21 protein-coding genes and 1 pseudogene are annotated in these 25,335 nt (G+C 74.2%); 14 read left to right on the top strand and 8 right to left on the bottom strand.

All coding sequences use genetic code 11. From position 1 onward, the window contains the following. The first annotated feature begins 23 nt into the window (after positions 1-23). The 6 genes from HL189_RS19960 to HL189_RS19935 all read left to right on the top strand — a co-directional run bounded on the left by HL189_RS19960 (position 24) and on the right by HL189_RS19935 (position 6,985). A complete protein-coding gene (locus HL189_RS19960; protein WP_369135470.1) occupies positions 24-1,637 on the top strand; it encodes a hypothetical protein in 1,614 nt (537 codons plus the stop codon). A gap of 147 nt (positions 1,638-1,784) precedes the next feature. Then, entirely contained in the window at positions 1,785-2,735 is a 951-nt protein-coding gene (gene trxB / locus HL189_RS19955) for a thioredoxin-disulfide reductase (RefSeq protein WP_369135482.1), read from the top strand. Positions 2,736-2,764: 29 nt separating this feature from the next. Next, positions 2,765-3,091, top strand: a complete 327-nt coding sequence (gene trxA / locus HL189_RS19950; RefSeq protein ID WP_222266714.1) for a thioredoxin — start codon at positions 2,765-2,767, stop codon at positions 3,089-3,091. Between the two features lie 246 nt (positions 3,092-3,337). Then, the gene (locus HL189_RS19945; protein WP_369135469.1) at positions 3,338-4,459 is read left to right on the top strand and encodes an N-acetylmuramoyl-L-alanine amidase; all 1,122 of its coding nucleotides are present in this window, start codon (positions 3,338-3,340) and stop codon (positions 4,457-4,459) included. A 26-nt stretch (positions 4,460-4,485) separates the two neighbouring features. Next, complete coding sequence (locus HL189_RS19940) at positions 4,486-5,934, top strand: PLP-dependent aminotransferase family protein (RefSeq protein ID WP_369135468.1); 1,449 nt, start codon at positions 4,486-4,488, stop codon at positions 5,932-5,934. Positions 5,935-5,989: 55 nt separating this feature from the next. Beyond that, complete coding sequence (locus tag HL189_RS19935; RefSeq protein ID WP_369135467.1) at positions 5,990-6,985, top strand: D-alanine--D-alanine ligase; 996 nt, start codon at positions 5,990-5,992, stop codon at positions 6,983-6,985. Between the two features lie 108 nt (positions 6,986-7,093). On the opposite strand, the gene HL189_RS19930 is transcribed toward HL189_RS19935, so the two are convergent. The 8 genes and pseudogenes from HL189_RS19930 to rpmH form a co-directional block, all read right to left on the bottom strand. Next, complete coding sequence (locus HL189_RS19930) at positions 7,094-8,131, bottom strand: ParB/RepB/Spo0J family partition protein (RefSeq protein ID WP_369135466.1); 1,038 nt, start codon at positions 8,129-8,131, stop codon at positions 7,094-7,096. Positions 8,132-8,177: 46 nt separating this feature from the next. Next, complete coding sequence (locus HL189_RS19925; protein WP_369135465.1) at positions 8,178-9,269, bottom strand: ParA family protein; 1,092 nt, start codon at positions 9,267-9,269, stop codon at positions 8,178-8,180. A 59-nt stretch (positions 9,270-9,328) separates the two neighbouring features. Then, positions 9,329-10,027, bottom strand: a complete 699-nt coding sequence (gene rsmG / locus HL189_RS19920) for a 16S rRNA (guanine(527)-N(7))-methyltransferase RsmG (protein WP_369135464.1) — start codon at positions 10,025-10,027, stop codon at positions 9,329-9,331. After that, positions 10,024-10,674, bottom strand: a complete 651-nt coding sequence (locus tag HL189_RS19915) for a protein jag (RefSeq protein WP_369135463.1) — start codon at positions 10,672-10,674, stop codon at positions 10,024-10,026. The genes rsmG and HL189_RS19915 overlap by 4 nt, the downstream gene beginning before the upstream one ends. Positions 10,675-10,768: 94 nt before the next feature. After that, positions 10,769-11,881, bottom strand: coding sequence for a membrane protein insertase YidC (yidC, locus tag HL189_RS19910; RefSeq protein ID WP_369135481.1), 1,113 nt, complete (start codon positions 11,879-11,881; stop codon positions 10,769-10,771). A gap of 154 nt (positions 11,882-12,035) precedes the next feature. Next, a pseudogene (yidD, locus tag HL189_RS19905) lies at positions 12,036-12,242 on the bottom strand (membrane protein insertion efficiency factor YidD); the annotation flags it as partial. A 20-nt stretch (positions 12,243-12,262) separates the two neighbouring features. After that, positions 12,263-12,676 (bottom strand): ribonuclease P protein component, encoded by a 414-nt coding sequence (rnpA, locus tag HL189_RS19900; RefSeq protein ID WP_369135462.1) that lies wholly within the window; start codon positions 12,674-12,676, stop codon positions 12,263-12,265. A 1-nt stretch (position 12,677) separates the two neighbouring features. Continuing rightward, positions 12,678-12,815 (bottom strand): 50S ribosomal protein L34, encoded by a 138-nt coding sequence (gene rpmH, locus HL189_RS19895; protein WP_056296149.1) that lies wholly within the window; start codon positions 12,813-12,815, stop codon positions 12,678-12,680. 685 nt (positions 12,816-13,500) lie between these two features. Between rpmH and dnaA the strand changes: the two genes are divergently transcribed. From dnaA to gyrB, 8 genes are all read left to right on the top strand, one after another. Next, a complete protein-coding gene (dnaA, locus tag HL189_RS19890) occupies positions 13,501-15,375 on the top strand; it encodes a chromosomal replication initiator protein DnaA (RefSeq protein ID WP_369135461.1) in 1,875 nt (624 codons plus the stop codon). A gap of 789 nt (positions 15,376-16,164) precedes the next feature. Continuing rightward, positions 16,165-17,325, top strand: a complete 1,161-nt coding sequence (gene dnaN, locus HL189_RS19885) for a DNA polymerase III subunit beta (protein ID WP_369135460.1) — start codon at positions 16,165-16,167, stop codon at positions 17,323-17,325. A 146-nt stretch (positions 17,326-17,471) separates the two neighbouring features. Next, the gene (gene gnd / locus HL189_RS19880) at positions 17,472-18,419 is read left to right on the top strand and encodes a phosphogluconate dehydrogenase (NAD(+)-dependent, decarboxylating) (protein ID WP_369135459.1); all 948 of its coding nucleotides are present in this window, start codon (positions 17,472-17,474) and stop codon (positions 18,417-18,419) included. An 89-nt stretch (positions 18,420-18,508) separates the two neighbouring features. Continuing rightward, positions 18,509-19,717: a DNA replication/repair protein RecF gene (gene recF, locus HL189_RS19875; protein WP_369135458.1), complete on the top strand. Its 1,209-nt coding sequence runs from the start codon at positions 18,509-18,511 to the stop codon at positions 19,715-19,717. Beyond that, entirely contained in the window at positions 19,707-20,207 is a 501-nt protein-coding gene (locus HL189_RS19870) for a DUF721 domain-containing protein (RefSeq protein WP_369135457.1), read from the top strand. The genes recF and HL189_RS19870 overlap by 11 nt, the downstream gene beginning before the upstream one ends. A gap of 70 nt (positions 20,208-20,277) precedes the next feature. Continuing rightward, positions 20,278-21,288 carry a hypothetical protein gene (locus tag HL189_RS19865; RefSeq protein ID WP_369135456.1) on the top strand — a complete coding sequence of 337 codons (1,011 nt, stop codon included), beginning with the start codon at positions 20,278-20,280 and terminating at the stop codon, positions 21,286-21,288. Positions 21,289-21,443: 155 nt separating this feature from the next. Next, positions 21,444-22,862, top strand: coding sequence for an APC family permease (locus HL189_RS19860; protein ID WP_369135455.1), 1,419 nt, complete (start codon positions 21,444-21,446; stop codon positions 22,860-22,862). A gap of 274 nt (positions 22,863-23,136) precedes the next feature. Further along, positions 23,137-25,173 carry a DNA topoisomerase (ATP-hydrolyzing) subunit B gene (gyrB, locus tag HL189_RS19855; protein WP_369135454.1) on the top strand — a complete coding sequence of 679 codons (2,037 nt, stop codon included), beginning with the start codon at positions 23,137-23,139 and terminating at the stop codon, positions 25,171-25,173. The last annotated feature ends 162 nt before the right edge of the window (positions 25,174-25,335 follow it).

The following is a 25,335-nucleotide window of genomic DNA, read 5'->3' as shown; positions in this document are numbered from 1 at the left end:
GACCAGGGAGGTCGGCTGCGGCTGTGACGTCGACGACCACCGGTCTGCCCGACCGCTACCGCCCACTCGACCAGGTGGCCCCCGACGAGCAGACGCCCACCGGCGTCATCCGCTCCTGGCGGGCCCGGGACCGCGTGCTGAACCGGGACGTCGCGCTGCGGGTGCACACCCCCGGCGGGCCGGCCGCCCGCGAGTGGATCACCCGGGCCCTCACCGCCGGCGGCCTGGCCACCCCGTCCCTGGCGATGGTCTACGACGCCGCGGAGGGCAACGGGAGCACCGGCCCCGGGGGCGCGGCCTACGTCGTCAACGAGTGGATCGAGGGCACCCGGCTGTCCGACCACCTGGCCGCCGAGGGGCCGCTGGCCGAGCGCGAGGCGCGCGCGGTGGTCCGCCGGCTGGCGGAGGGCGTCGCCGAGGCGCACCGGGTCGGCCTGGCCGTCGGCGGGCTGACCCCTGAGCACGTCGTGCTGCGCCCGGGCGGCCTGGTCGGCCTGCTGTCCGTGCCCGCGGCCAGCGGCACCATCCAGGGCGACATCGCGGCGCTGGGCGCCCTGCTGGAGCTGTGCCTCACCGGCCGGCGCTCCGACCTGCCGGGCAGCCCGCCCCCGGCCATCGGCTCGCCCGACCTCGCGGCGCTGGTGCGCCGGGCCCGGTCGACCGACCCGGCCACCGGGCTGTCCAGCGCCAACACCATGGTCCGGCTGCTGGCCGACCGCCCGCGCACCGGCCCGCAGGAGCCCGCGCGCACCGACGAGGCCACCGACAGCGGCTGGGTCCGCCGGATGCAGGACCGCCGGGAGGCCGCCGGGTCCGCCGGGCCGCCCACCATCGAACCGGTGCGGCTGCGCCGCGAGGGCCTGCCGCCGGTGCCCGGTGCGCCCCGGGCCGCCGGGCCGGGGCCGGGGCCGGCCGAGGAGGACGACCTCGACTGGGGCGAGACCTTCAGCGCCGACGCCGGGCACGCGGCGGCCGACGAGCCCGCGCCGACCACCGCCCGCCGTCGGCTCGCCGTCGTCGGGCTGCCGCTGCTCGCGCTGGCGCTGGTGGTGGCGATCGGCTGGTGGTTCGGCAGCAGCGTGCTCTCCGTCGCCGGGAACGTCGACGAGATCGACGGCTCGACGCCCAGCATCAGCGCGCCCGCGGCGGGCGCGCCCGAGAGCGGCAGCCCGCCCGCGCCGGTGCCCGGAGCGCCGCTGCCGGTCGCCGGAGCAGCGATCTACAACCCGTTCGGTGACGGCGAGCCGGAGAACGACGACGACGTCCCGGCCACCGTCGACGGCGACCCGGCCACCGGCTGGTCTACCGTGACCTACCGGGGGTCGGCCGCGTTCGGCAACCTCAAGCCCGGGGTCGGGGTGCTGCTGGACCTCGGTGGCGAGCAGACCCTGGCCGGTGTGACGGTGCAGACGTCGACGCCCGGCGCGACGGTCGAGATCCGCACCGGCGCCGGCCCGGACGACGCCCTCGACGCCTTCGCGGTCTCCGCGTCCGGCGCGCTCACCGGCCGGGACGACCTGACCTTCCCCGCCCCGGTGACCACCGGGTACGTGCTCGTGTGGCTCACCGGCCTGGTGCCCGCCGACGACGGGTTCGCCGCCGACCTCACCGAGCTCACCGTCACCGCCGCGGGCTGATCCACCCGGGTGCCCCGCCGCGGCCGGCACCCGGGTGGTGCCCTGCCGGGCGGGAATGCTCGACCTAGGCTCTCGGTTGTGCCGCCCGTGACGAACGACCAGCCCACCCCCGGTCCCGCGGTCTCCGTCGACCTCGCGCACCCCGCCATCCCCCCGGCGGAGCGCGACGGGATCCGCGACCTCATCATCATCGGGTCCGGCCCGGCCGGTTACACCGCCGCCACCTACGCCGCCCGCGCGAACCTGCACCCGCTGGTGTTCGAGGGCTCGCAGTTCGGCGGCGCGCTGATGACGACCACCGAGGTCGAGAACTTCCCCGGGTTCCCCGAGGGCATCCAGGGCCCGCAGCTGATGGACGACATGCGCACCCAGGCCGAGCGCTTCGGCGCGGAGCTGGTGCCGGCCGACGTGACCGAGGTCGACCTCACCGCCGAGCCCAAGGTGGTCAAGGTCGGCTCCGAGGTGCACCGGGCGCACGCGGTGATCGTGGCGACCGGCTCCAAGTACCGGTACCTGGGCCTGGACAACGAGCAGCGCCTGCTCGGCCACGGTGTCTCCGCCTGTGCCACCTGTGACGGCTTCTTCTTCCGCGACCAGGACATCGTGGTCGTCGGCGGCGGTGACTCGGCGATGGAGGAGGCCACCTTCCTCACCCGCTTCGCCAGGACGGTCACCGTGGTGCACCGGCGCTCCGAGCTGCGGGCGTCCAAGATCATGCAGCAGCGGGCGCAGGACAACCCGAAGATCCGCTGGGCGCTGGGCAAGCAGCTCACGGACGTGCACGGTGAGAACGCCGTCTCCGCGGTCGAGCTGACCGACGTCGAGACCGGCGCCACCGAGACCGTGCCGGTGACCGGCGTCTTCATCGCGATCGGGCACGACCCGCGCAGCGAGATGTTCGTGGGGCAGCTGAAGCTCGACGACGAGGGGTACGTCCTCGCCGAGCACCCGACCACGCAGACCAACATCCCCGGCGTCTTCGCCTGCGGTGACGTCGTCGACAAGATCTACCGGCAGGCGATCACCTCCGCCGGGACCGGCGCCGCCGCCGCGATCGACGCCGAGCGCTGGCTCGCCGAGACCTTCGACGAGCGTTGATGAGGACCCCGAGAGAAGGAGCAGCACCCATGGCAGGCAACACCGTGACCGTCACCGACGCCAGCTTCGCCAGCGACGTCCTGGGCAGCGACAAGCCCGTGCTGGTGGACTTCTGGGCCGAGTGGTGCGGCCCGTGCAAGATGGTCGCCCCGGTGCTGGAGGAGATCGCCGCCGAGCACAAGGACAAGCTGACGATCGCCAAGCTCAACATCGACGAGAACCCGCAGATCGCCCGCGACTACCAGGTCATGTCGATCCCGACCATGACGGTCTTCCAGGGCGGCAAGCCGGTCAAGAGCATCATCGGCGCCAAGCCCAAGGGCGCCATCCTCTCGGACCTCGCCGACTACCTGTGAGCTGAGGAAGGACCCGCCTGCCCCCCACCACTCGCACGCTCGCGGCGGGCCCCTGCAGGCGGGCCGCACGCAGGCCCGCCCGTCCCCGGACGGGCGGGCCTCGTCGCGTCCGTGCACGAGCCCCGGTGCGCGCGGACCGGGGCGGACCAGCCACAATCGTCCTACCGGCGACCGGGGCATCCCGGCACCCGCCCCACCCGTCCCGACCACCACCCCGTCCCGACCATCAGGAGCGACGACAACCGCATGGACGTCCTGCGACTCGGCAGCACCGGCCCCGCCGTGGCCGAGGTGCAGGCGGTGCTCAGCACCCTCGGCCTGCTGGGCGGCGACCTGGGTGACACCGGCACCGCGTCCTACGACGAGTCGACCGAGCTCGCCGTCCGCCACTTCCAGCAGGTCCGCGGGCTCTCGGTCGACGGCCGCGTCGGTGAGGAGACCTACCGGGCGCTGAACGAGGCCCGCTGGTCGCTCGGCGACCGGCTGCTGCGCTACGACCCCGAGCACCCGGCCCGCGGCGACGACGTCGGCAGGCTGCAGGAGCTCCTGCTCGAGCTCGGCTACGACGCCGGTCGGGCCGACGGCATCCTCGGCCCCGAGACCGAGGCCGGGCTCCGCGCCTTCCAGCGCGACTACGGCCTGACCGCCGACGGCACCTGCGGGCCGGCGACCCTGCGGGCGCTCAAGCAGCTCGGCCGGCGGGTCACCGGCGGGCGTCCCCAGCTGCTGCGGCAGAGCGCGTCGATGGTCGAGTCCGGCTCCCACCTCATCGGCCGGGTCATCGCCGTCGACCCGGGCCACGGCGGCCCGGACACCGGGTACACCGCGGGGGAGACCACCGAGGCCGACCTGGTGTTCGACCTGGCCTCCCGGATCGAGGGCCGGCTGGCCGCCGCCGGGGCCACGGTGTACCTCACCCACGGCCGGGACGGGAACCCCACCGCGGCGGAGCGGACCGCGTTCGCCAACGAGACCCGCGCGGACCTGTTCCTCTCGCTGCACATGGAGGCGCACGGGTCCGCGCACGCCCGCGGGGTGGCCAGCTACTACTACGGCACGGGCTCCGGAGCCAGCTCCACGGTGGGCGAGCAGTTCGCCAACCTGGTCCGCCGCGAGATGATCGCGCGCACCGGCATGCTCGACTGCGGCTCGCACCCCAAGACGTGGGACATCCTGCGGATGACCCGGATGCCCGCCGTCCGGATCGACTGCGGGTACCTCTCCCACCCGGTGGACCGGCTGCTGCTGCTCGACGCACGGCTGCGCAGCACCATCGCGCAGGCGGTCGTGGCCGCCGTCCAGCGGCTGTTCCTGCCCGCCGAGGCCGACCCGCCCACCGGCACCTTCCTGCTGCCCGCGCGGAGCTGATGGAACGGCCGCATAGACTGCGAGGGGTGACCCCCCCTGTGCCCGACCCGTCGGTCGGAACCGGTCAGGCCGGGGCGCACTCCGCCGGTGCGTCCCCGCACGTCCACCCCCGCCACCCACGGCTGGACCCGCTGGCAGACCGGTACGCAGCACGCACCCACGGGATGAAGAGCTCGGAGATCCGGGCGCTGTTCTCCGTCGTCAGCCGGCCCGAGGTGGTCTCGCTCGCCGGCGGGATGCCCGCGGTGACCGCGCTGCCCCTCGACGCGGTCGGCTCGATGATCGGCGAGCTGGTCTCAGGGATGGGCGCCCAGACCCTGCAGTACGGGTCCGGCCAGGGCGACCCCCGGCTGCGCGAGCGGATCTGCGACGTCATGGCCCTGGAGGGCATCACCGACGCCTCGCCGAGCGAGGTCGTCGTCACCGTCGGGTCCCAGCAGGGCCTGGACCTGGTGACCCGGGTCTTCTGCGACCCGGGGGACCTCATCCTCGCCGAGGGACCGTCCTACGTCGGCGCGCTGGGCGTCTTCCAGGCCGCGCAGGCGCGCGTCCGGCACGTCCAGATGGACGACGACGGCCTGGTGCCCGAGGCGCTGGAGCAGGCGCTGGTGGAGTGCCGGGCCCGCGGCGACCGGGTCAAGTTCCTCTACACCGTGCCCAACTACCACAACCCCGGCGGCGTGACCCTCAGCGAGCCCCGCCGCGAGCAGATCATGGCGATCGCCGAGCGGTTCGACCTGCTCGTCGTCGAGGACAACCCCTACGGCCTGCTCGGCTTCGACCGCGAGCCGATGCGCGCCCTCCGGGCCCGGGACGACCAGCGGGTCATCTACCTCGGGTCGTTCTCCAAGACCTTCTCCCCGGGGCTGCGGGTCGGCTGGGTGCTCGCCCCCCTCGCCGTCCGCGAGAAGCTGGTGCTGGCCACCGAGGCGCAGGTGCTGTGCCCGCCGTCGCTGACCCAGTACGCCGTCGCCCGGTACCTGGACACCCAGCCGTGGCGCGAGCAGATCAAGATCTTCACCGAGCTGTACCGCGAGCGGCGTGACGCGACCCTGCAGTCGCTGGCCGCGCTGATGCCGCCGGGCACCAGCTGGACCCGGCCGGACGGCGGCTTCTACGTGTGGCTCAAGCTCCCCGCAGGGCTGGACGCCAAGCTGATGCAGCCGCGCGCCGTCGCCGCGCACGTGGCCTACGTGCCGGGCATCGGCTTCTACGCCGACGGCTCGGGCCGCGAGTACATGCGGCTGTCCTACTGCTTCCCGGAGCCGCACCGGATCCGGGAGGGCGTGCGCCGCCTGTCCCGGGTGATCGAGGCCGAGCTGGACCTGCACTCCACCTTCGACGCGGTCGACACCGGGACCTTCCGGGCCGTTCCCGCGTCGCGACCCGGCCCGCCGCGCGTGGTCGAGCCGGAGGGCTCCGGCCCGTTCATCGGCCCCGCCAACTCCGACCGGAACGAGGACGTCCAGCCATGAGGCCACCCTCCGAAGACGTTCGGCTGCACTCCACGTCTCCGCGGGGACCCCGGTCGTGACCGAGTCGGCCGCCGCGGCCGCAGCCACTCCCGCCGCCGACCGTCACCCGCTGCGCACCGTGGTGCTCGCCGGCGGGCTGACCTTCGAGCGCGAGGTCAGCCTCTCCTCCGGCAGCCAGGTGGTGGAGGCGCTCACCCGCGCCGGGATCGACGCCGAGCTGCACGACGCCGACGCGGAGCTGCTCCCCGGCCTGTCCGCGGCGCCGGTGGACGCGGTGTTCATCGCGCTGCACGGGGCCACCGGCGAGGACGGCGCGCTGCGCGCCGTGCTGGACCTGGCGGGCGTGCCGTACGTGGGTTCGCCGGCCGCCGCCTGCCGGCTGGCCTGGGACAAGCCCGCGGCGAAGTCGGTGGTCCGCTCCGCCGGGGTGGCGACGCCGGACTGGGTGGCCCTGCCGCACAGCACCTTCCGGGAGCTGGGGGCCGGCGCCGTCCTGGACCTGATCGTCGCCCGGCTGGGGCTGCCGCTGATGGTGAAGCCGGCGTCGGGCGGCTCGTCGCTGGGCGTGCAGAAGATCAGCCGGGTGGAGGACCTGCCGGCTGCCATGGTGAGCTGCTTCGCCTACGGGGACACCGTGATGGTGGAGCGGTTCGTGGAGGGCGTCGAGCTGGCGCTGTCGGTGGTCGACCTGGGCGACGGGCCGGTGGCGCTGCCCGCGGTGGAGATCGCCCCGGAGTCCGGCGTCTTCGACTACACCTCGCGCTACACCCCCGGGCTCACCGAGTACCACGCGCCAGCCCGGGTCCCCGAGGAGGTCGCCGAGCGCGCCGCCGCGGTGGCGCTGCGGGCCCACGAGTCGCTGGGGCTGGCCGACCTGTCGCGGACCGACGCGATCGTGGGGCCGGACGGCGAGGTGCACTTCCTGGAGGTCAACGTCTCCCCGGGCCTGACCGAGACGTCGATGTTCCCGATGGCCGTCGAGGCGGCGGGCCACCGGCTCGGCGACGTCCTCGGCGCGCTGCTCTCCCGCCGGGCAGGCACGGCTCGCTAGAGGAAGGACCCCGCTGCCCCCCAGGCTCGCAAGCTCGCCGCGGGCCCCTGCAGCCGGGCCGCTCCGGGGTTGAGTCACTGACGCAACCCGGGGCGCTGCGTCGCTGCTTCATCCCTGGCCGGTGCGCCCCGTGATGTCGGGGGCCATCATGCCGACGATGCGCTGCAGGTCGTCGACCGAGCCGAACTCGACGACGATCCGCCCCTTCGCCCGGCCGATCTGCACCTTGACCTTGGTCTCGAAGACGTCCGACAGCCGGCCGGCGAGGTCCTCGACACCCGGTGCGGAGATCTTGCGGGCCTGCCGGCGCGCGGCGGTCGGGGAGTCGGCGACGGCCAGCGCGACCGCCTCCTCGGTGGCGCGCACGGACATGCCCTCGGCGACGATCCGGGTGGCCAGGGCGTCCTGCGCCTCGGCGTCGGGGAGCCCGAGCAGGGCCCGGGCGTGCCCGGCCGAGAGCACGCCGGCGGCCACCCGGGTCTGCACCTTGACCGGGAGCTTGAGCAGCCGGATGGTGTTGGTGACCTGCGAGCGGCTGCGGCCGATCCGGCCGGCGAGCTCCTCGTGGGTGGCACCGAACTCCTCGAGCAGCTGCTGGTAGGCCGCCGCCTCCTCGAGCGGGTTGAGCTGGACCCGGTGGATGTTCTCCAGCAGCGCGTCGCGGAGCATCGCGTCGTCGGTGGTGTCCCGGACGATCGCCGGCACCGTGTCCAGGTCGGCGGCCCGGGCCGCGCGCAGCCGGCGCTCGCCCATGATGAGCTCGTAGCCGCCGTCGGGGGCCTCCCGGACGACGATCGGCTGCAGCAGGCCGAACTCGCGCACGGAGTGGGTGAGTTCCTCCAGCGCCTCGTCGTCGAAGACCTGCCGGGGCTGCTTCGGGTTCGGCAGGACGTCGACGACCCGCACCTCGCGCAGCTGGGCCCCGGGCACGCCCGCGACCTCCCCGGTGGCCTCCGCGGCCCGGGCCGCGGCACGCTCGGCGAGCGAGGTCGGCGCCGGGGGAGCGGCCCCGGTCTGCTCGACCGCCGCGGCACCGGCCGCCTCGGCGGCCTCCGCGGCCCTCGCCGCGGGCGTGGCCGTCGGGACGGGCGCGCTGGTGGGGATGAGAGCCGCCAGGCCCCGGCCGAGTCCGCCGCGCTTGGTCACTGGTCCTCCTCGGAGGGGATGGGGTCAGGGAGGCACACCGGGGCGGTCACGGGGTGTGCCGGCCGCGCGGAGCCGGGGGAACCGATTCGCCGAGCACCAGCGCGGCAACCGGCGGCGGGGGAGGAGGAGCCGCGGGCACCGGTGGCGGGGGAGGAGCCGCCGCCGGCACCGGGGGCGGCGCCACGGGTGCCGGCGCGGCCGGCGCCAGGGCGACCCCGCGCTGGGCCAGCTCCCGGGCCGCCTCGACGTAGGCGGTGGCCCCTCGCGAGCCCGGGTCGTAGGTGAGCACCGACTGGCCGTAGCCCGGCGCCTCGCTCACCCGGACGTTGCGGGGGATGACCGCGGTGAGCACGAGCTCGCCGAAGTGGTTGCGGACCTCGTCGGCGACCTGGTCGGCCAGCTTGGTCCGGCCGTCGTACATGGTGAGCAGGATGGTGCTGACCGAGATGCCCGGGTTCAGGTGCGCGCGGACCAGGTCGATGTTCGAGAGCAGCTGCCCCAGCCCCTCCAGCGCGTAGTACTCGCACTGGATGGGGATGAGCACCTCGTCCCCGGCGACGAGCGCGTTGAGGGTGAGCAGCCCCAGGGACGGCGGGCAGTCGATGAGCACGTAGTGCGGCCGCTGCTCGACCGGGAGCTCGTGCAGGTACGCCTCGATCGAGCGGCGCAGCCGGTGCTCCCGGGCGACCACGGAGACGAGCTCGATCTCCGCGCCGGCCAGGTCGATGGTCGCCGGGACGCAGGCCAGCAGCGGGCTGGCCGTCGTGGGGTGGGTGACCTCGGCCAGCGTCGCGTCGCTGACCAGGGCGTCGTAGATGGACGGCGTCCCGACGGTGTGGTCGACACCGAGGGCGGTGCTCGTGTTCCCCTGCGGGTCGAGGTCGATGACCAGCGTGCGCAGTCCGTACATCGCCAGCGCCACGCCCAGGTTGACCGTCGAGGTCGTCTTGCCGACGCCACCCTTCTGGTTGGCCACGGTGATCAGCCGGATCCGCCCCGGCGCGGGGAACGGCTCCTGGTCGGCCGCGTGCAGCACCCGGGTCGCCCGCATCGCCTCCATGGCGATGGGGCTGTCGAACTCACCGACTCCCTGGTCGGCGGCCAGGCTGCTGCGCAACCGCTCGCCGGGGTCCGTCATCGGTGCGTCCTCCTCGCCACCGTGTTCCACGTGGAACGCGGTCGTGTTCCACGTGGAACTCAGGTCTGCGCGGGTGGTCGGGCAGCGCCGCCCCGCGTCATCAGCACCACGGTAGTGGCTGCCTCGCCCAGCCCGACACCGACAGCCCGTGTGTGGATCTCCCGCATGCCGACGGCCTCCAGTTCGGGGACGAGGGAGGGGACCTCCTCCGCCGCCCGGGACCCGACGAGGGCGATCAGCTGGGCGCCGGGCCGGAGCAGCCCCCGGCACCAGCCGACCAGCCGGGGCAGCGGCGCGACCGCCCGGGCGGTGACGACGTCGACCGGCCCCACGGCGCGGACGACGGCGCGCTCCTCGGCGCGGCCCCGGATGACCCGCCACGGGACGCCGAGGTCCGCGACGACCTCCTGGAGGAACTCCACCCGCCGGGCCATGGGCTCGACCAGGGTGAGCGCCAGGTCCGGGCGGGCCAGCCCGAGCGGGACCCCGGGCAAGCCGGCCCCGCTGCCCACGTCGACCACGCGGGCACCCTCGGGGACCACCTCGGCCAGCACCGCGCTGTTGAGCACGTGCCGCTCCCACAGCCGAGGCACCTCGCGCGGTCCGATCAGCCCGCGGGTGACGCCATCGCCGGCCAGCTTGGCGACGTAGCGGGCGGCCGCGGGCGTGGCCGCCCCGAACATCCGCCGCGCGGCCTCCGGCACTTCCGAGACCGAGCGGTCTCCGAAGTCGCCCGCGGCGCCGTCCGGCCCGGTCACGCGTCCGGCAGGACCACGACGCGCCGGTTCGGCTCCTCGCCCTCCGACTCGCTGCGCACACCGGCGGCCGCGGCGACGACGTCGTGCACCACCTTGCGCTCGAACGGGTTCATCGGGGCCAGCCGCTCGGGCTGCCCGCTCGTCGCCACCCGCTCGGCGGCCTCGGCCGCGAGGGCGGTGAGGTCGGCCCGGCGCTTGGCGCGGTACCCGCCGATGTCGAGCATCAGCCGGCTCCGGACGCCGGTGGACTGGGCCACCGCGAGCCGGGTCAGCTCCTGCAGTGCCTCCAGCGTGGCGCCGTCCGGGCCGATGAGCGTCTTCAGCTGACCGCCGACCACGGCGACCGACGCCCGGTCGCCCTCGACGTCCAGGTCGATGTCCCCGTCGACGTCGAGGATGTCCAGCAGCCGCTCCAGGTAGTCGCCGGCCACGTCCCCCTCGCGCACGAGCAGGCTCTCGTCGTCCTCGGCGTCGTCGATGTCCTCGGCGTCGTCGACGTCCTCGATGTCGACCGGCTCGACCACCGCGTCGGAGGAGGCGTCGTCGGCGTCCGGGAGGGCCGGGTCGCCCGACCCGCCGGTCCGCGGGAGCACCGCGTCGGAGGTCGCCTCGGCGGTCGCAACGGTGTCGTTCTCGGGTGCACTCATGTGGTCCTCCGTGTCGTGCAGGCGGCCGGGCGGACCCGGTGGTCGGAGGGCGGGGCACCGCGCGGGCCGCCGGCCCGGGTGCGCCCGCCGCAGGTCAGCGGCGCTTGCGCTTGCCGCGGTTGGCCGGTCCGGACCGGCTGCCCGCGCCGGGTCTGCCGCCGGCACCCGGACGTCCGGCGGTGCCGCTGCTGCGCGGGCCGCCGTCGGCTGCCGGCGTCCCGTCGAGCGAGCCGGTGCCCACGGCGGAGGCGCCACTGGCCGGCGGCACGTCCACCGAGCCGCCGGTGGCGTCCACGGTCGAGGAGGGGGCCACGGTCGCCGGGCGGCCCTGCTTCGGGCGCACCGGCTTCGCGCCGGGCTTGGGCGCCAGCGTCTTCGGGTCGACCTTGGGCTTGTCCTCGGCGGCCTTGGCGAGCGCACCGGGCGATCCGGGCGGCGGCAGCTTCTTCAGGATGTAGAACTGCTGCCCCAGGGTCCACAGGTTGTTGACCAGCCAGTACAGCAGGACGCCGATCGGGAAGAAGAAGCCGGACACGAAGAGGCTGATCGGCATGCCGTAGAGCAGCATCTTCTGGATCATCGCGGCCTGGCCCTCGACCGGCCCGGAGCGCCGCATGATCTGCTTCTGGGTGAAGAACGTCGTGGCGCACATGATCACGATGAGCGCGAAGCAGACGACCCGGATGTTGGTGTAGCTGCCGTCGGTCAGCGCGAGGATCGCGCTCTGCTTCGGCTCCTGCATGTTGAACGAGGCCGAGATCGGCGCACCGAACAGCTCGGCCTTGGCGGCCTGGTCGGTGAGCGTGTCGTCCCAGCTGTAGAGCCCTTCCTTGCCGGGCGCCAGGCGGCGCAGCACGTGGAAGAGCGCGAGGAAGACCGGGATCTGCGGGAGCAGCGGCAGGCAGCCGGCCAGCGGGTTGACCCCGCGCTCCTTCTGCAGCGCCATCATCGCCTGGCTGAAGCCCTGCTTGTCCGCGCCGTACTGCTGGCGCAGCTTCTGGATCTCCGGCTGGATCTCCTGCATGGCCCGCTGCGACTTGACCTGCTTGACGAACAGGCGGAACAGCAGCAGCCGGATCGTGATGACCAGGAAGACGATCGACAGCGCCCAGGTGATGCCACCGGCAGGGTCGAGGAAGGTGCTGAACAGCGTGTGCCACTGCTTCATCACCCACGCGATCGCGGTGTAGAACCAGTTCAGGTTCACGTCAAACAACGCCAGCCTCCTGCTGGGGAGCCCGGCCGGTGGCCGGCGGGGTGGCTCGATCGGGACGACGGCCCGCGTCGGCTCCCGGCACCCGGGCGGGTGCCGCTGTGCTCGACGACTGGGTGGGCCCAGCGGTTCCTGAGCCGGGCTCGGGGGTGTTCGGCGGCGGGACGAGGTCGACACCGCCGGGGTGCCAGGGCGCGCACTTGGCCAGCCGGCGCAGCGCGAGCCAGGTGCCGCGGGCGGCGCCGTGCACCTCGATCGCCTCGGCGGCATAGGCGCTGCAGCTGGGGACGAACCGGCACCGCGGCGGGAACGCCGGGCTGATCGCCCGCTGGTAGAAGCGCACGGCCGCCAGCAGGGCCGTCGCCGGGGAGGCGCTCACGACGGGTGCGACCGGTCGGCCCGGGACGCACCCAGCAGCCGGTCGAGACCGCGGCTCAGGTCGCGCCCGAGGACGGCGGACCCGGCGCCGGCCGCCTCGGGGCGCGCGCGGACGACCAGGTCGGCGGTCGGCGGCAGGCGGTGCAGCTCCGCGCGGACCAGGTGCCGCAGCTGGCGGGTCACCCGGTGCCGGCACACGGAGTTGCCGACGGACCTGCCGACCACGAAACCGGCCCGCGGCCCGGCCGCGGGGTCGGGGAGACCCCCGGTCCGGGCGACGGGCCGGATCGTGTCGGCTGCCCTCACGGGGAGGTAGTGCAGCACCAGCGTCGGGCGGCCGGCACGCCGGCCGGACCGCACGACCGCGGTGAACTCCGGCCGCCGGCGCAGGCGTGCCTGCGCGGGCAGCACCTCAGGCGGAGAGCTTGTCGCGACCCTTGCGCCGGCGGCCGGCGAGGATGGCGCGACCGGCACGGGTGCGCATCCGCAGCCGGAAGCCGTGGGTCTTGGACCGGCGGCGGTTGTTCGGCTGGAACGTGCGCTTGCTCACGAGGGACTCCCACTGCTGACGACGTCGGTGCGGCGCGGCCCCGGCTGGGGACCGTGCACGCGGAGGGCCGGCCGACCCGGGACCCGGCGGGCCACGGACCGCTCCGGCACCCGGAGGCTGGTCTGCCGTGGCCGGACCCGCGTACGAAGGACCCGGTGGAGTGCTCCCCGGGTCGGGACGTGCGACGGTCCGTGTCCACAGACGCCGACCAGCATAGCCGAGACCGGGCGGGGACCGCGGCGGCGGCCGGACCGATCGGGCCACACCCGGGCGGAACGGTCCGGCGGGACACGCCGCCGGCCGGACCGGCCGCCGTCGTCACGGGGTCGGGCGCGTTGCCGGGCTGTGGATGGAGCTGTTAGCGTCGCCGTCGCTCCGCGTTGGACGACAGGCTCCCGGTTCGTACACCGCGCCGGTCGGCCAGCCGCTCGCAGGACCTCCCCCCGACGGGTCGCACGCACGCCCTGACCTGGGAGTACGCCGCTCCCGGCGACCGGCACCCGCCGGGGCCGGGGCAGCACGTCGCCGGGCGTGCACAGACTGTGGACACTCGTGTGGAACGAGCACCGTCGCACGTCCACAGCTGGGGACCGTTCGGGGGATCCACCGGGCCGGAGGGCCCGTCCCCCACCTGTGGACGACGGCGCGGGGCGAGGAAGCGACGGCACGGGAAGGGACACAGTCGATGGCCGACTCCACGGTCGACCTGGCGACCGTCTGGGACCAGATCCGCGAGCGACTGGCCACCAGCCTGTCCCCGCAGCAGAACGCGCTGCTGAACCTCACCCGCCCGCTGGGGCTGGTCGAGGACACCGCCGTCCTGGCGGCGCCGAACGAGTTCACCCAGACGGTGCTCGAGTCCCGGATGCGCACCGCCCTGGCCGACGCCCTGTCGGCCGAGTTCGGTCGCGCCATCCGGGTGGCGGTGCAGCTGGAGGACACCCCGGCGCAGGCGCCCGCCCCGCCCCGCCGTGGGCCGGACGAGGACCGGCGCTGGCCCGGTGAGCGGGAGCGCGCTCCTCGGGAGGAAGCGGCCACCTGGCCCCCGGCCGACCGGTACGCCGAGCCCCCCGGGGACCGGTACGCCGAGCCCCCCGGGGACCGGTACGCCGACGAGCTCGCCGCCCGGGAGCGGGCCGCGGAGGACCGCGCCGCCGAGGACCGCGCCGCCCGCGACCGGGCCGACGACGGGCGCAGCGCCTTCGGGGTCCGCGCCGACGCCGTCCGCACCGACGCCCTCCGGCCCGAGTCGCCGCAGGACGAGACGCTGCGCGCGGACGTGTGGCTCCCCGAGTCCGGCGACGGCCGGGACTGGTCCCGCGGAGCCGTCGCGGAGGAGCCCGCGGACTGGCAGGCCGCCGGCACCGGGCCGGGCGTCGGGGTGCAGCCCCGGCTGGCCCCCTGGGACCGGGACACCTCGGCCCCGACCCGGAACCCGGCCGACCAGGGCAGCTCCGCCGACCGGCGCCCGGGCCGCGGCCAAGGTGCGGTGCCGCTGTTCGCCGACCGCCGTCCCGGCGCCCTGGACCCGGGGCTGAACCCCAAGTACGTCTTCGACAGCTTCGTGATCGGCAACAGCAACCGGTTCGCGCACGCCGCCGCGGTCGCGGTCGCCGAGGCGCCGGCCCGCGCCTACAACCCGCTGTTCATCTACGGCGACTCGGGGTTGGGCAAGACCCACCTGCTGCACGCCATCGGGCACTACGCCGCGCGGATGTTCCCCAACGTGCGGGTCCGGTACGTCAGCACCGAGGAGTTCACCAACGAGTTCATCAACCTGGTGCACTCCGGCCGCGCCGAGGACTTCCGCCGGCGCTACCGGGACATCGACTTCCTGCTCATCGACGACATCCAGTTCCTGGAGCGCGCCGAGCGGACGCAGGAGGAGTTCTTCCACACCTTCAACACGCTGCACAACGCCAGCAAGCAGATCGTCATCACCTCCGACCGGCCGCCGAAGAAGCTGACGACGCTGGAGGACCGGCTGCGCACCCGGTTCGAGTGGGGGCTGATCACCGACGTCCAGGCGCCGGACCTGGAGACCCGCATCGCCATCCTGCGGAAGAAGGCCTACGGGGAGCGGCTGCAGGCGCCCGACGCGGTGCTCGAGTTCATCGCCAGCAAGGTGCAGACCAACATCCGCGAGCTCGAGGGCGCGCTGATCCGGGTCACCGCCTTCGCCAGCCTGAACAAGCAGCCGGTCGACCTCGCGCTGGCCGAGCTGGTGCTCAAGGACCTGATCAGCGACGAGCAGGGCCCGCAGATCACCGCGGCGATCATCATGGCGGCCACCGCCGAGTACTTCTCCGTGACGATGGAGGAGCTGCAGGGCAGCAACCGCAGCCGCACCCTGGTGAACGCCCGGCAGATCGCCATGTACCTGTGCCGGGAGCTGACCGAGCTGTCCCTGCCGCGGATCGGCGCCTCGTTCGGCGGCAAGGACCACACCACGGTCATGCACGCGGTCAAGAAGATCACCGGCCTGATGAGCGAGCGCCGGGCCACGTACACCCAGGTCACCGAGCTCACCGCCCGGATCAAGAGCCGCGCCCGCTCCTGAGCTCCGCGGGACCCCCGCCTGATCGCGCTCCGGGCTCGCCCCGACCGGTGCCCGGGGCGGGCCGCGTCCTGTCCACCGATCCGGTGACCCTGCGCGGCTCTGTCCTCACCCGTCCGGGTCATTTGTCGCCTTGTCCCCAGTTCTGTGCACAGGTTGGGGACTCACCGGCGCGCGGGCATCGCCGCAGGCCAGACCCCCTGCCTGAGGGAGCCCGTCGTGTCGGCGCTGGTCCCGGTGCCGACGCCGGGGCCTGCTGCGCCCTCCAGCTGTCCACAAGTCGACTCGGGGGAACGGTGGACAACTCCACCACGGCGGCCGGTCGGGCGCACGGTGGGGACGGACCTGCGGGTCCAGCGGGGACGGAGCGTGGGAAACCGGGGGCGTCGGTGCAGAACCGTCGAGTTGTCCACGTGTCGACACAGGGAGAGGGCGGCCGACGCACAGCGCACCAACACCCCTCCTCGGTCGCTGACGTGCGTGAACAGGGCTTCTCCCCAACATCCACACACGTGATGACGAGGATGAAGGAGTTATCTCGAGGAGTTCTTGAACCACACTCTGGGTGGGGACCGCCCGCTGGCGGCCCTCCCGGGCACCCTCCACCCCGGCACCGACAGAACGCGTGCACGTCCCGCTGACCGACCGGTGCGCCCGCTCCCGGGACGGGGGACTGGTCAGACCGGGGGCACGTCGGGGCAGGATGGGCGCCGCACCCCCGCGCCGGACCGGCCAGCGGGACCGAGCACCGCATACGTGGACCAGAGCACGAGGACCAGAGGTGGGTACGAGATGAAGTTCCGGGTGGCACGTGAGGTGCTCGCCGAGGCGGTCGCCTGGACCGCGCGGAGCCTGCCGCCGCGGCCGTCGGTGCCGGTGCTCGCCGGGATCCTGCTCGAGGTCGACGCCAACCAGCTGTCGGTGTCGGGGTTCGACTACGAGGTGTCGGCGCGGTCGGAGGTCGACGTCCAGTCCACCGGGAGCGGACGCGCCCTGGTCCCCGGTCGGCTGCTCGCCGAGATCACCCGGGCGCTGCCGCCGCACCCGGTCGACGTCGTCGCCGAGGGCGCCCGGCTGTCGATCGCCTGTGGCAACGCGCGGTTCAGCCTGCCCACCCTGCCGGTGGAGGACTACCCGTCGCTGCCCTCCATGCCCTCCACCGCCGGGGTCGTGGACAGCGACGCCTTCGCGGAGGCGGTGAGCCAGGTCGCGGTGGCCGCCGGCCGGGACGACACCCTGCCGATGCTCACCGGCGTCCGGCTCGAGATCGACGACGACCTGGTGACCCTCGCCGCGACCGACCGCTACCGGCTGGCGGTGCGCGAGTTCGCCTGGCGGCCGGAGCAGCCGGGGCTGACGGCGGCCGTGCTGGTGCCGGCCCGCACGCTCGCCGACGCGGCCAAGACGCTCACCAGCGGCCCGGAGGTGACCCTGTCGCTGTCCTCCGGCGGAGCCGGCGAGGGCATCCTCGGCCTGTCCGGCAAGGACCGGCAGACCACGACCCGGCTGCTGGACGCGGAGTTCGTGAAGTACCGGGCGATCATGCCCACCGAGTCCTCGTCCAACGCGACGCTGCCGGTCGGGCTGTTCACCGACGCGGCCAAGCGGGTCGCCCTGGTCGCCGAGCGCGGCACCCCGCTGCGCTGCGAGTTCACCCCCGGCCAGGTCACCCTGCGGGCCGGTGGGACCGACGACGAGGGGCAGGCCGAGGAGCGGTGCGACGTCGAGTTCGACGGTGAGCCGCTGACCATCGGCTTCAACCCGACGTTCCTGCTCGACGGGCTGGCCGCGGTGCACACCGAGCGGGCGCGGATGGACTTCACCACGGCGCTCAAGCCGGCCGTGCTGTCCGGGGTCGAGGAGCCCTCCGCCGACGACGACGCGCCGGCGAAGCCCGCCGAGCGGCCGGGCAGCTACCGGTACCTGATCATGCCGGTGCGCCTGCCCGGCTGACACACCCCGCCGCGCGGCCGGTGCGGCGGGCGAGCACGATGGGCGGCGGACAGGTCCCGGGGGTCCCTGCGGACCAGGGCGCTGCGCGCCCACCGGGAGCGACCGCGGACGACCGCGTTCACGAGCAGCTGAGGGAGGGTCCGGACGTGCAGCTGGGGCTGGTCGGGCTGGGCAAGATGGGCGGCAACATGGCCGAGCGGGTCCGCCGCGCGGGCATCGAGGTGATCGGGTACGACCGCGCGCCGGGCGCGCGGGACGTCGACAGCCTGGAGGCGCTGGTCCAGGCGCTCGAGGCCCCGCGGGTGGTGTGGGTGATGGTGCCGTCCGGCGAGCCGACCCGGGCCACCGTCCGCGCGCTCGGCGACCTGCTGTCCGAGGGCGACGTGATCGTCGACGGCGGCAACTCGAAGTTCACCGACGACAAGGTGCACGCCGAGCAGCTGGCCCCCAAGGGCATCGGCTACGTCGACGCGGGGGTCTCCGGCGGTGTCTGGGGCCTGCAGAACGGCTACGCGCTGATGGTCGGCGGCTCGGTCGAGGACGTCGCCAAGGTCCAGCCGGTCTTCGACGCGCTCAAGCCGCCGTCCCCCCGCGACGAGACCGGCACCGAGATGCCGGGCGCCGGGTTCGTGCACGCCGGGCCGGTGGGTGCCGGGCACTTCGCGAAGATGGTCCACAACGGCATCGAGTACGCGATGATGCAGGCCTACGGCGAGGGCTACGAGCTGCTCGCCGCCGCGGACGTGATCGAGGACGTCCCCGGGGTGGTCGCGTCCTGGACCCAGGGCACCGTCATCCGCTCCTGGCTGCTGGACCTGCTGGTCCGCGCGCTGCAGGAGGACCCGGGCCTGGACAAGATCACCGGCTACGCCGAGGACTCCGGCGAGGGCCGCTGGACCGTCGAGCAGGCCATCGCGCTCGCCGTCCCCATGCCGGCCATCGCCGCGTCGCTGTTCGCCCGCTTCGCCTCCCGGCAGGAGGACTCCCCGACGATGAAGGCGGTCGCGGCGCTGCGCAGCCAGTTCGGCGGCCACGCGGTCCAGGCCAGCATCGACACGCGCGGCAACAACCCGGTCCCCGAGAAGCCGGCGTGAGGAAGGGCCCCCCTGCCCCCCACGCCTCGCGGGCTCGGCGCGGGCCCCTGCAGGTGGGCCGTCCCAGTACCTCACGGGGGCGCTGAGGCGTGCACGTCCGGCACCTGCAGCTGGGCTCCTTCCGCAACTGGGAGCGGGTCGACCTGGCGCTGCGTCCTGGCCCGACGGTGCTCGTCGGCCGCAACGGCGAGGGGAAGACGAACCTGGTCGAGGCGGTCGGCTACCTGGCGACGCTGAGCAGCCACCGGGTCTCCTCCGACGCCCCGCTGGTGCGGCACGGCGCTGCGCAGGGCGTCGTCCGGGCGGCGGTCCGGCGCGGCGACCGGGAGCTGCTGGTGGAGATCGAGGTCAACCCGGGCCGGGCCAACCGGGTGCGCGTCAACCGGGCGCCGCTGTCCCGGCCGCGGGAGCTGATCGGCGTCGTGAAGAGCGTGCTGTTCGCGCCCGAGGACCTGTCCCTGGTCCGGGGCGACCCCACCGAGCGGCGCCGGTTCCTCGACGAGCTGCTGGTCAGCCGCACGCCGCGGCTGGCCGGGGTGCGCGGTGACTACGACCGGGTGCTCAAGCAGCGCAACGCGCTGCTGAAGACGGCCCGGCTGGCCCGCGGCGACGCGCTGGCGACGCTGGACGTCTGGGACGGGCACCTGGTGCAGCTGGGCAGCGAGCTGCTGGCCACCCGGCTGCGCCTGGTCGCCGACCTCGCCCCGCACGTGGCCCGGGCCTACGCCGACGTCGCCGGCCCGAGCCCGGCGGCCGCCGGGCTGGGGTACTCCAGCACCGTGCCGCTGGCCGGGGACGGCGCCCCGCTGCTGCCGGGCAGCACCCTGCCCACCACCGACGAGCTCGCCGCCGCGCTGCGCGAGCAGCTGGCCCAGCGGCGCCGGGACGAGGTGGACCGCGGCATGACCCTGGTCGGCCCGCACCGGGACGACGTGGTCATCCACCTGGGGCCGGTCCCGGCCAAGGGGTTCGCCAGCCACGGCGAGTCCTGGTCGCTCGCGCTGGCGCTGAAGTTGGCCACCTTCGCGCTGTTCCGGGCCGACGGCGAGGAGCCGATCCTGGTCCTGGACGACGTCTTCGCCACCCTGGACGCCGACCGCCGGGCCGCGCTGGCCGCGGTGGCCCGCTCGGCCGAGCAGACCCTGATCACCGCCGCGGTGCTGGAGGACGTCCCGGCCGAGCTGCGGCAGCACGTGGTGGTGGTCGGTGGCGGCACGGCGGAACCGCTCGACGTCGGTGGCCTGCCCGATGCTGGACCCGTGGACGACTCGATGCTGGGGGTGCCCGGTGACCGCTGACCGCCCTGCCCGTCCCTCCGACATCGCCCGCGCGGCACTGGAGGCGGCCCGCGCCGCGTCGGCGGCCCGGCCCCGGCCCACCCGGCGGCGGATCGCCGGGCCGCGGCGCGCCTGGACCGGCCCCGGCCCCGGTGCGGACGACCCCCAGCCGCTCGCGTCGCTGGTCGACTCGCTGATCAGCCAGCAGGACTGGACGGCGCGGACGAAGGTCGGCTCGGTCTTCGGCCGGTGGGACGCGCTGGTCGGCCCGGACATCGCCGCGCACTGCCGGCCGGAGTCCCTGAGCGAGGGCGAGCTGCTGGTCGTCGCGGAGTCCACCGCGTGGGCGACCCAGCTGCGGCTGCTCGCGCCGACGATCCTCGGCAAGCTGCGCGCCGGCGTCGGCGGGGACGTCGTGACCAAGCTGCGCGTTGTCGGACCGACGGCGCCGAGCTGGAAGAAGGGCCCGCGCACCGTCCGCGGCCGGGGGCCGCGCGACACCTACGGCTGATCCAAGCCCGTTCGGCACCGAGGCCCGTTCGGCACCGAGGCCCGATCGACACCGATGAGGAGCACCCACGATGAGCAGCCCGCGCGACCGGGACCGCGACGGCTTCGACGACGCCGCCGGGTCCGGCTGGCAGGAGCCGGCGCACCTCGGCGAGGGGGACGCCGCGCCGGCGGACCGCCCCGCCGACCGGCCGGCGGAGCCCACCGGGTCCGGCTGGCAGCCGCCCGGCTGGGACCTGCCCACCGTGGAGCCCGCGCGCCCCGAATCCGTGCCGCCCGCCGTGCCGCCCGCCGTGCCGCCCGCTGTGCCGGACGCCGACCGGCCACCGGCCGCGCCCGGGCCGGACGCCGCCTGGGACCCGCCGGCGGCGGACCAGCGGCAGTCCGACGTCCCGCCCGGGGCCGAGCCGGAAGGACGGCGACGCGGCTGGGGCGGCCTGTTCAGCCCGCGCCCCCAGGAGCCGCCGGCCGATCCCGGCGGGCCCGCGTCCCCGGTGCCGGTGGTCGACCCGGGCGACCCCTACGGCCTCCAGGCCTGGGCGGCGCAGTTGGGCTGGACCAGCTCCGAGGGCACCGGCCCGGAGGACGCCGCGCTCGCCGAGCTGGTGCGCACCGCGCCCGTGCGGCCGGGCAAGGAGGACCGGCCCGGGCACGTGCTGCGCGGCCGGGGCAACGGGCTGGACCTGGTCGCCTGCGACGTCCTGTCCCCGGTCGGGCGCGGCTTCGTGGCCACCCATGCCATCACCGCGGCGCCGCTGCTGGGCGACGTCCCCGGCTTCCGGCTGTCCCCCGCCCGGATCTGGCGGCACCGGATCGGCGGGCTGCTGCAGATCCCCGGGCCGGACCCGGAGTTCGACCGGCGCTGGGTGCTGCTCGCGGCCGAGGACGGCCCGCAGGTCCGCGCCCTGGTCGAGGACCCGGTGGTCCGCCAGTCGCTGCTGGGCAGTGACGACGGCGACGAGCTGTGGGCGGCCGCGGGCTTCGTGGCCGCGGTGCGGCCGGACGCGCACCGGCCGCTGCTCGTCGAGCACCACGCGCGGCTGCTCGCCGCCGTGGTGGCGGCCCTCGCCCGCGGCCGGTGACCGCGCGGGGCCGGGTGCTGTTCCACGTGGAACGGTCCCCGGCCCGTGGCCGTCCCGGGTCGACAGCGGGTCCGGCAGGCACGAGCATCGACGCGCTACGTCCTCGCGACCGGCCGACCACGCTCGACCGGCACCCCCGCTCCCGGGAGGCACCGATGGCCGAGACCGTGCGCACCGACGACCACGGCACCGTGGACGGCCAGCCCAGCCTCAAGCGGGTGATGGGCCCCGGGTTGCTGCTGCTGTTCATCGTCGGCGACATCCTCGGCACCGGCATCTACGCGCTGACCGGCCAGGTGGCCGCGCAGGTCGGCGGGGTGGTGTGGCTGCCGTTCCTGGTGGCCTTCCTGGTCGCGCTGGTGACCGCCTTCAGCTACCTGGAGCTGGTCACCAAGTACCCGCAGGCGGCCGGCGCGGCGCTGTACACGCACAAGGCCTTCGGCATCCACTTCGTCACGTTCCTCGTCGCCTTCGCGGTGATGAGCTCGGGCATCACCTCGGCGTCCACGGCCGCGCGGGCCTTCAGCGCCAACGCGGCCAGCGTGTTCGGGCTGGGCATCTCCGACGGCATCGGCATCACCCTGATCGGCCTGGGCTTCATGTCGCTGGTCGCGCTGGTCAACCACCGCGGGGTCGGCGAGAGCGTCAAGACCAACGTGGTGCTCACCTGCGTGGAGCTCTCCGGCCTGCTCATCGTCATCGGCGTCGGCCTCTGGGCGCTGGGCGTCGGCGAGGGCGACTTCTCCCGGGTCACCGAGTTCGACACCGGTGACCGCTCGGTGGTCGGCGGGGTGATCGCGGCGACCGGCCTGGCCTTCTTCGCGATGGTCGGCTTCGAGGACTCGGTCAACATGGCCGAGGAGTGCAAGGAGCCGCGGCGCATCTTCCCGAAGGTGCTGCTCGCCGGCCTCCTGGCCACCGGCCTCATCTACGTGCTGGTGTCGATCTCGGCGATCGCGCTGGTCCCGGCCGACGCCCTCAGCGAGGGCGACACCCCGCTGCTGCAGGTGGTCGAGGCCGGCGCCCCCGGCTTCCCGGTCGGCATCTTCGGTGTGATCACCATGTTCGCCGTCGCCAACTCGGCGCTGATCAACATGCTGATGGCCAGCCGGCTGGTCTACGGGATGAGCAAGCAGCACGTGCTGCCGCCGCTGCTCGGCCGGGTGCACCCCCGCCGGCGCACCCCGACCACGGCGATCCTGTTCACCACCGCGCTGGCCTTCGGCCTGATCACCTTCGTCGGCGCGGTGCCGGCGCTGGGCGGCACCACCGCCCTGCTGCTGCTCATCGTGTTCACCGTGGTCAACATCGCCGTCCTGGTGCTGCGCAAGGACCCCGTCGCCGAGGACCACTTCCGCACGCCGACGATCCTGCCCATCGTGGGCGCGCTGAGCTGCGCCTTCCTCGCCACCCCGTTCGCCGGCCGGCCCACCGAGCAGTACCGGATCGCCGGCGTCCTGCTGGTGATCGGCGTCGTCCTGTGGGGCGTCACGGTGCTGATCAACCGGCGGACCGGGCCCGCCGTCCCGCCGCTGGACCCCGAGCGGTTCACCAAGGGCGGCCCGGTCAACTGACGGAGGACCCGCTCGCTCCCACCACGCAGGCGACGGGGCCACCCAGCGCTTCGAGGCGGCGTGTCGACTCGGGGGGCAACACGGGTGGTGGCGGGAGAGCCGGGAGAGGCTCTGGCGCGCCCTCAGGCCGTCGGCGGCGAGGTTCTGTCGTCCCGACCCGGTACTCTGGAGAGGACACACCGCCAGCAGCCCCCTGAGAGCCGTCCTGCGCCGGTCGACGCCGTCGTCGACGTGGTCGCGCCGGCTGCCCGGCTGCGCGAGAGAGAGGCCCCACGTGGTCGCTGCGCCGCAGAACGAGACTGCCTACTCAGGCAGCTCCATCACCGTCCTCGAAGGCCTGGAGGCGGTCCGCAAGCGCCCCGGCATGTACATCGGCTCGACGGGTGAGCGCGGCCTGCACCACATGGTGTGGGAGGTCGTCGACAACTCCGTCGACGAGGCACTGGCCGGCTACTGCGACACCGTCAAGGTGACCCTGCTGGCCGACGGCGGGGTCCGGGTCGAGGACAACGGCCGTGGCATCCCGGTCGACATGCACCCGGTGGAGAAGCGGCCCACCGTCGAGGTCGTCCTGACCGTCCTGCACGCCGGCGGCAAGTTCGACGGCAAGAGCTACGGCGTCTCCGGTGGCCTGCACGGCGTCGGCGTCACGGTGGTCAACGCGCTGTCCTCCCAGCTCGACGTGACCATCTGGCGCAACGGCGTCGAGTGGCACCAGCACTACACGCAGAACAAGCCGGGCACGCTCGAGCAGGTCGGCCCGACCACGAAGCAGGGCACGGCGATCACCTTCTGGGCCGACGACACGATCTTCGAGACGACGACCTACTCGTTCGACACGATCAGCCGCCGGCTGCAGGAGATGGCCTTCCTGAACAAGGGCCTGACGATCGTGCTGCGGGACGAGCGCCCCGGTCACAGCAAGGCCGACACCGGCCTGGCCGAGGAGACCTCGATCGCCGAGGAGGCGCCGGCGCCCGGCCACGAGGCCGAGGCGTTCGAGCCGACCGAGATCACCTACCGCTACGACGGCGGCCTGGTCGACTACGTCACCCACCTGAACCGCCGCAAGAGCCCGATCCACCGCTCGGTCATCGGCTTCGCCGCCGACGGTGTCGGCAAGAACGACACGGCCATGTCGCTGGACGTCGCCATGCAGTGGTCCGACGCCTACTCGGAGTCCGTGCACACCTTCGCGAACATCATCAACACGCACGAGGGCGGCACGCACGAGGAGGGCTTCCGGGCGGCGCTCACCTCGATCGTCAACCGGTACGCCAAGGACAAGGGCATCCTCAAGGCCAAGGACGACGCGCTGACCGGCGACGACATCCGTGAGGGCCTGGCCGCGATCGTGTCGGTGAAGCTCGGCGACCCGCAGTTCGAGGGGCAGACGAAGACCAAGCTCGGCAACACCGAGGTCAAGGGGTTCGTGCAGCGGGTCTGCAACGACGCGATCGGGCACTGGCTGGAGGCCAACCCGACCGAGGCCAAGGTGATCATCACCAAGGCCGCGTCGGCCGCCCGCGCCCGCCGCGCGGCGCAGGACGCCCGCAAGCTGGCCCGCAAGAGCCTGCTGTCGGTCAGCGGCCTGCCCGGCAAGCTGGCGGACTGCCGCTCCACCGACCCGCGCAACTCCGAGGTCTACATCGTCGAGGGCGACTCGGCCGGCGGCTCGGCGAAGTCCGGCCGCGACTCGATGTACCAGGCGATCCTGCCCATCCGCGGGAAGATCATCAACGTCGAGAAGGCGCGCATCGACCGGGTGCTCAAAAACACCGAGGTCCAGTCGATGATCACCGCCTTCGGTACCGGCATCCACGACGAGTTCGACCTGGCGAAGCTGCGGTACCACAAGATCATCCTGATGGCCGACGCCGACGTCGACGGGCAGCACATCACCACGCTGCTGCTCACCCTGCTGTTCCGCTTCATGCGGCCGCTGGTCGAGGCCGGCCACGTCTACCTGGCGGCGCCCCCGCTGTACAAGATCAAATGGGGCGGCAAGGTTGGCATCGAGTACGCCTACTCCGACCGCGAGCGCGATGCCCTGCTGAAGGCCGGCGCGGAGGCCGGCCGCAAGCTGCCCAAGGACGACGCGATCCAGCGGTTCAAGGGCCTGGGCGAGATGGACGCCAAGGAGCTGTGGGAGACCACCATGGACCCGGACACCCGGATCCTGCGCCAGGTCACCCTGGACGACGCGGCCGCTGCCGACGAGCTGTTCAGCGTGCTGATGGGTGAGGACGTCGAGGCGCGCCGCAGCTTCATCACCCGCAACGCCCGGGACGTCCGCTTCCTGGACGTCTGAGCAAGGCCCCGGAGAGACCCCCGTGGCCCCCACCGCCCGCGAGCTCGCGGCGGACCCCTGCACGGGGGCAGGGGCGGGGCCGACGGCGCGTCGGCTGGACACCGGCACCGGCGCGCCGTCCACCCCGGGTCCACCAGCTGACCTGCACATTCATCCACCGCT

The sequence above is a fragment of the Modestobacter sp. I12A-02662 genome (assembly GCF_041028325.1).
Taxonomy (GTDB): domain Bacteria; phylum Actinomycetota; class Actinomycetes; order Mycobacteriales; family Geodermatophilaceae; genus Modestobacter.
The sequence above is the reverse complement of the archived record's forward strand: the minus strand, read 5'-3'. Positions and strand labels throughout refer to the sequence as shown.